The sequence below is a fragment of the Nocardiopsis protaetiae genome (assembly GCF_045446735.1).
Classification (GTDB): Bacteria; Actinomycetota; Actinomycetes; order Streptosporangiales; family Streptosporangiaceae; genus Nocardiopsis; species Nocardiopsis protaetiae.
This window is the reverse complement of record NZ_JBJJBV010000338.1, coordinates 1-6,345: the sequence shown is the minus strand read 5'-3', so window position 1 is coordinate 6,345 and position 6,345 is coordinate 1. Positions and strand designations below refer to the sequence as shown.

Annotated in this window: 5 protein-coding genes; 3 read left to right on the top strand and 2 right to left on the bottom strand. The window is 73.3% G+C overall.

Annotated features, from left to right (window positions below; genetic code table 11):
- Window positions 1–1,368 (bottom strand): glucose-6-phosphate dehydrogenase (gene zwf / locus ACJOT3_RS31185; RefSeq protein ID WP_406976716.1); only part of this gene is annotated, 1,368 nt, incomplete at its 3' end.
- A 196-nt stretch (window positions 1,369–1,564) separates the two neighbouring features.
- On the opposite strand from zwf, the gene ACJOT3_RS31180 reads away from it, so the two are divergent.
- Window positions 1,565–2,755 (top strand): ROK family transcriptional regulator, encoded by a 1,191-nt coding sequence (locus ACJOT3_RS31180; protein WP_406976715.1) that lies wholly within the window; start codon window positions 1,565–1,567, stop codon window positions 2,753–2,755.
- Between the two features lie 193 nt (window positions 2,756–2,948).
- Window positions 2,949–3,617: a hypothetical protein gene (locus ACJOT3_RS31175; RefSeq protein ID WP_406976714.1), complete on the top strand. Its 669-nt coding sequence runs from the start codon at window positions 2,949–2,951 to the stop codon at window positions 3,615–3,617.
- An 84-nt stretch (window positions 3,618–3,701) separates the two neighbouring features.
- Here ACJOT3_RS31175 and ACJOT3_RS31170 read toward each other — a convergent pair whose 3' ends face one another.
- Entirely contained in the window at window positions 3,702–3,866 is a 165-nt protein-coding gene (locus ACJOT3_RS31170; RefSeq protein ID WP_406976713.1) for a hypothetical protein, read from the bottom strand.
- A 213-nt stretch (window positions 3,867–4,079) separates the two neighbouring features.
- Here ACJOT3_RS31170 and ACJOT3_RS31165 point away from each other — a divergent pair, with 213 nt between their 5' ends.
- Entirely contained in the window at window positions 4,080–6,185 is a 2,106-nt protein-coding gene (locus tag ACJOT3_RS31165; RefSeq protein WP_406976712.1) for an LCP family protein, read from the top strand.
- The last annotated feature ends 160 nt before the right edge of the window (window positions 6,186–6,345 follow it).

Here is a 6,345-nt window from a genome sequence, read left to right as displayed (position 1 = left end):
CAGGTCGGCCCAGGCGGCGATCACGGGATCCGTCCAGCGCCAGGCCGCCTCGACCTCGTCGCGGCGCATGAACAGGGTGGAGTCTCCGGCCAGCACGTCCATGAGCAGCCGCTCGTACGCCTCGGGCGAGCGGGTGGCGAACGTGTCGGCGAAGCTCAGCTCCAGCGGGACCGGCCGCAGCCGCAGCGCGCCCGCGCCGGGGGCCTTGGCCAGCATGGTGAGGTGGATGCCCTCGTCCGGCTGGAGGCGGATGACGAGGCTGCCGCCGCCGGTGGCGGCACCGGGGAAGATGGTGTGCGGGACGTCGCGGAAGCGCACCACGATCTCCGAGCGGGCCCGGTCCATGCGCTTGCCGGTGCGCAGGTAGAAGGGCACGCCCGCCCAGCGCCAGTTGGCGATCTCGGCGCGCAGGGCGACGTAGGTCTCGGTGGTGCTGTCGGCGGGGCCGCCCGGCTCTTCGAGGTAGCCCAGGACCTCCGAGCCGTGGACGTCGCCCCGGCCGTAGCGTCCGCGCACGGTGTCCTCGCGCACGCGTTCGCCGGTGAGGGGCTTGAGGGCCTGGAGGACCTTGAGCTTCTCGTCGCGCACGGCCTCGCGGTCGTAGCTGGCGGGGGGCTCCATGGCGGTCAGGCACAGCAGCTGGAGCAGGTGGTTCTGGACCATGTCGCGCATGGCCCCGGCGGTGTCGTAGTAGCCCTTGCGGCCGCCGACGCCGACGGTCTCGGCGGCGGTGATCTGCACGTGGTCGATCCACCGGGAGTTCCACAGGGGTTCGAGGAAGACGTTGGCGAAGCGCAGCACCAGCAGGTTCTGCACCGTCTCCTTCCCGAGGTAGTGGTCGATCCGGTAGGTCTGCTCCTCGGTGAAGATCTCGCCGACCTCGGCGTTGACGGCCCGGGCGGAGGCGAGGTCGCGGCCCAGGGGCTTCTCCATGACGACCCGGGAGTGGGGGGTGACCAGTCCGGCGTCGGCCAGGCCGCGGCAGATGGCGCCGGAGATCATCGGCGGGACGGCGAGGTAGAAGACGCGGTCGCGGTCGGGGTCCAGGACCCGGGTGAGGTCGGCCCAGCCGGCGGGGTCGCCGCCGACGTCCACGGTGACGTGGGAGAGGCGGTCCAGGAAGCGGCGCAGCACGGCGGGTTCGGGGACCCGGACGGCGTGGTGGCCCTGGACCGCGGCGTCGGCCTTGCCGCGCAGGTCGGCGTCGGTGAGGCCGTCGCGGGAGACGGCGATGACGCGGGTGCGCGGGTCGAGGTGGCCGTCGCGGTCCAGCAGGTAGAGGGAGGGCAGGAGTTTGCGCATGGACAGGTCGCCGGTGCCTCCGAAGACCACCAGGTCGGTGGGGCGGGGCGCGGACTGCTGCGGCATGTCGGGGTGCTCCAGCGTGCGAGGAATGACGGAAGGGACTGCGGGAGGTGCGGGGCGCCGGGGTGTCCCAGGAGGCGTGGTCCGTTCGTCCCTTTCGACCTTAAGGCCCGCTATGGTAAAAAACCAAGCACACTTCAGAACACTTCTTTACATAAGATCCCATGTTCGGAAACCTGACCGAGTGGTTGAATGAGATATGGCCAGAACCCCGGGACGCCTGTCCTCCGCTGCCACCACGAGCGGTCACATCCTGGAGCTCATCCGCACCGGCGCGGCGACCAACCGGTCCGAACTCTCCCGCGCGACCGGACTCTCCCGCCCCTCCGTCGCCCTGCGCCTGACCGAGCTCATCGACAGCGGTCTGGTGATCGAGGGCAGCGGCGCCGCCTCCACCGGCGGGCGGCCCCCGTCCCTGCTGGAGTTCAACGCCGACAGCGGGCTGCTGCTCACCGCCGCCCTGGGCATGGCGCGCAGCCAGGCCGCCGTCTGCGACCTGTCCGGTGAGATCCTCGTACGCACCCCCGGCTCCCCCGACATCGCCTCCGGACCCGACACCACCGTCCCCTGGCTGCTGGAGACCTGGGCCGAACAGCTCGTCTCCCTGGACCGCGACCCCCGCGAGGTGCGCGGCGCGGGCATCGGCCTGCCCGGCACCGTCGAGTTCCACGCCGGGCGCGCCGACGACCGGCCCCTGCTCGGCAAATGGGCGGGCGTGCCGCTGGCCCCGCTGGTCGCCGAGCGCTTCCCCGTGCCCGTCATGGTCGACAACGACGTCAACGTGATGGCCCTGGGCGAACACCTGGCGGGCGGGCACGGGCACCCCTCCGACATGGTGTTCGTCAAGGTGTCCACCGGCATCGGCGCCGGGCTGATCTCCGGCGGCCGACTGCTGCGCGGATCCCTCGGCGCGGCCGGGGAGATCGGCCACATCCCCGTCCGCGACGGGCAGGGGCTGCCCTGCCGCTGCGGCAACACCGACTGCCTGGAGGCCGTCGCCGGCGGGCCCCGGCTGCTCGAACTCGCCGCCGCCGAGGGCCGGGAGGTCGCCGGGCTCAAGGAACTGGTGTCCCTGGCCGGCGCCGGGGACCCCGTCGCCGTCACCCTCGTCCGCGAGGCCGGGCGGCGCCTGGGCGAGGCCCTCGCCGGGGCCGTCAACCTGCTCAACCCCGAGGTCGTCGTGCTCGGCGGCGATCTGTCCGAGGCCTACGACCACCTCGTCGCGGGCGTGCGCGAGATCGTGTTCCAGCGGTGCACGGCGCTGGCCACCCGGCAGCTGCGGGTGGTGGCCAGCAGCCTGTGGGACGACGCGGGCGTGCGCGGCTGCGCCGCCATGGTCGCCGAGGAGATCCTGTCCCCGGAGGCAGTGAACAAATTCCTGGCGGGATAGATCCCACAGGAGGGGGAACAACCGTCCGTGTCCACCTGCGACGACGCCGTCGCGGGTGCGTCGCGTGCCCGCGACGCACTTGACAAGGACCCCCTCCGTACCGAATAGTCACCCACCACCTGACCCCCCGCACACCCCCGACTCCCCACCGTGCGGCCCCCCGCCCGGAAAGGTCATTCGAACCGTGCCAGACGTGCTAGAGAACCCGATCGTCCTGATCCTGATCGGCGCCGCGATCAGCCTGGTCGCCAGCGTCGCCGTGACCGGCCTCCAGGCCCGTCTGCTGCGCCGGAACGACGTCCGCGAGGCATCCCGGGCCTCGGCCCGCAGGCTCACCAGCGCGTTCATCACCGAACGCGACTCCGACGACTCCGCCGACGGCTTCCTGGCCGAGGCCGAGATCACGGTCATGTCGATGACCGACCGCAAGACCCGCGAGCGGCTGGCCGCCGTGCTGCGGCTGCTGCGCGAGCGGGCGCTGCCCGAGCTGGAGGAGCTGAGCGGGGTCAAGGCCGAGAAGGCCCGCCGCCTGCTGTGCGAGCACGCGCTGGAGGTGCTCGGGGCGCATCTGCGTTCGGAGCGGCTGCCGGAGGTGCCCGGCGAGGTCAAGCAGATGCTCCGGGTGGAGGAGGAGGCGCTGAGCATCCGCTCCGGCGAGAAGCCGCGCCCGCCGGCCGCACCGGCCGAGCCCATCACCAAGAGCCAGGTCACCGCACGGCCGCGGCACACCGGGAGCAAGGCCTCCGGGGGGACGACGACCGCGCGCAAGACCACCAAGGCCGCCGGGCGGGCCACCGCCAAGTCCGGGGCCAAGGCGGAGGAGCAGCCCGCCAAGGAGGGCAGCGCGTTCTGGGACGACTGACCTGCGATCACGGCTCCCGGTGACCCGGGGCCGGAACTCACGGTGACCCGTCGCCCTGTGCCAAGGCTTGGTCAGGGCGGCGGGTCAGAAGTGTTCTTTGTGGACACCGGTGAGAAAGTCGGACATGCGCACGTCGACCGGCGGCGCATTCCGGCGAAGGAATTGTGCGGCGCAATTGTGGTCACCAGCCCCGTGCTCGGACATGTCGAGCGCGCACTCCGCGAGAACTTCACCTAGGATCTCCAGCACACGCGGGATTCCCCGTCGTCCGTGCCCTCCGTGCCGCATACCCCCCTCCCCCGAGGGCGCCGCACGCCACGACGCCTCACCCCACGGCCTCCCGCACCCACATCATCGCGCGCGACCTCCGCCGTCCCCCGAACACGGACTCGTGACCCTTTCCTCCGGGTCGGCGTCCGACCGTTGGCACGTCCCGCCGTCCGAACTCACCGAGATTGCACGATGACCGCTGACGAGATTGCCGCCGCCGACACCGGAGCGGACACCACACCGGAGCCGAACCCGGAGACCGGTTCGGCGCACCCGACCGAACGGGACGCGGCCACCGCCGGCAGGCGCGCCGAACCCGTTTGGCGCATCGGCCGTTCCGGCCGGCTGGAGCGCGTCGGCCGCGAGGAGCCGACCGACCCGGGCGATGACGATGACGACGTCATGGCCCTGGTCAACGCCATCGCGCCGCCGCCTCCGGGGCCCATCATCATCAACACCGCGCCCGTGCCGAAGTCGGTCGCCGACACTCCGGCCGCCGGGCCCGCCGCACGAACGCGCAGGCCGCTGTTCGCCAGGCACGACCAGGCCGACGTTCCCGGCGCCGCCGAGAAGGCACGCGCCGGGCGGAGCCGCCCGGCCAAGGCCGCTCCCGCACCGCAGGCCCGGAGCGCCGGGGCGGCCGGTGCCGCCGGGGCCGCTGAGTTGGGTGGGATTCCTGAGACCACCGGGGCGGGTGATCCGGCCGTCGGGGTCGCCGCGAAGAGACCACGCGCTGGGCGGGACGCCGCGGCCGAGCGGGCCGCGGTGGCCACCGGGGCGGGTGGGCCGGGCGACGGCGCGGCGGCGGAGGCCGCAGGCGGCCGCGGTGAGCAGACGGGCGGTTCCACCACGGCACACGGCGGCCCGACCGCCGAGGGTACCGAGGGGAATGGGACGGCAGGGGCCGCCGGGGCGGGTGGTCCGGGCGACGGCGCGGCGGTGACGGTCGTGGGCGGGGTCCGGGTGGTGGCCGCGGCGGGGAAGGGCGGCCGAGAGGGCGAAGGCTCGGGCGGCGGCGCGGGTGGTGCCGACGGGGCCGGGGCGGCGGGCGGCGATGACGCGGCCGCGGGGTCCGGGGGTGGCGGCGGCGGGGACGGCGCCGGGGGTGGAGCGGGGGCCGCCGGGGGCGGGGGGCGCCGGCGGATACGGCGGATCGTGGTCTGGACGGCCGCCTGTCTGGCCGTGCTGCTGACCGCCGGGATCGCCACCGCTTACGGCTACTACCACTCGCTGCGCTCGGGCATGGTCCAGCACGACCTGGAGGCGGCCCTCGACGAGGGCGAGCGCCCCGAGAAGATCAGCGACGCGGTCAACATCCTCTTCATGGGCTCCGACGGCTACGAGGAGGGCAGCACCGCCTACACGACGGAGTTCGAGGGCGAGCGCTCGGACTCGATCATGCTTGCGCACATCTCGCCCGACGACCGGGTCTCGGTGATCAGCTTCCCCCGGGACTCCCTGGTGAACCTGCCGCAGTGCGACCCCTACGGCACCGCCGAGGGCACCTACGGGTACTTCGGCATGATCAACGCCGCCATGTACCACGGCGGCCCGCCCTGTGTGGTGCGCACCATCGAGTCGCTCACCGACGTCCGCATCGACCACTTCGTGCACCTGAGCTTCATGAGCTTCCGCGACGTGGTGGACGCCATCGGCGGGGTGGACATCTGCATCCCCGAGCCGATGAAGGACGAGCGCTCCAAGCTCGACATCCCCGCCGGGCAGCAGACGCTCACCGGCGACCAGGCGCTGTCGTTCGTACGCGCCCGCTACGAGATCGGCGACGGCGGCGACATCGGCCGCATCGACCGGCAGCAGATGTTCATGGCCGCCCTGGCCGACCAGGCCATGCGGGGCGAGGTGCTGTCCGACCCGAGGAAGCTGCACGGCATGCTGACCGCGGTGACCACGCACAGCGCCACCGACAGCCGGCTGACGCTGGACCGGATGCTGTCGATCGCGGTGTCGATGTCCGACGTGGACCTGGGCAGCATCGAGTTCCACACCGTTCCCTGGTACCAGGCGCCCTTCGACCCCAACCGCATCCTCTGGTACGAGGACCGGGCCGAGGAGCTGTTCGCGGCGGTGCGCGAGGACCGCCCGCTGCCGCCGCTGATGGCGGCCGACGAGGCGGCGGTCCCGCTGGAGCCGCCGGGCGCCTCGCCGAGCGCGGTCGACGTCCCGAGCGGCGCGCCCTCGCCCGAGGAGCACGCCGCCCGCCCCGGCGCGGGGCGCGACGCCACCTCGAACCCGTGCACGGACGGCCTGGGCTTCGGCACCGGCGAAGAGTCGTACTAGCGAGGAAGCGGGCGGCGAGAAGCGGCCCCGGACACCCGTCGGTGTCCGGGGCCGCCATGTGCCCGGGGCGGCGGAGACCCTCCGCTCCCCGCGCCGCGTGCGCCGAGGAACCCCCACAGTCCTTCGGTGCCGCCGCGCGGGTCGGTCCCGCTACCGGCCC

Coding starts and splice junctions, on each gene's coding strand:
- ACJOT3_RS31165 (WP_406976712.1), top strand. CDS start 4,080: ATGACCGCTGACGAGATTGCCGCCGCCGACACCGGAGCGGACACCACA.
- ACJOT3_RS31180 (WP_406976715.1), top strand. CDS start 1,565: ATGGCCAGAACCCCGGGACGCCTGTCCTCCGCTGCCACCACGAGCGGT.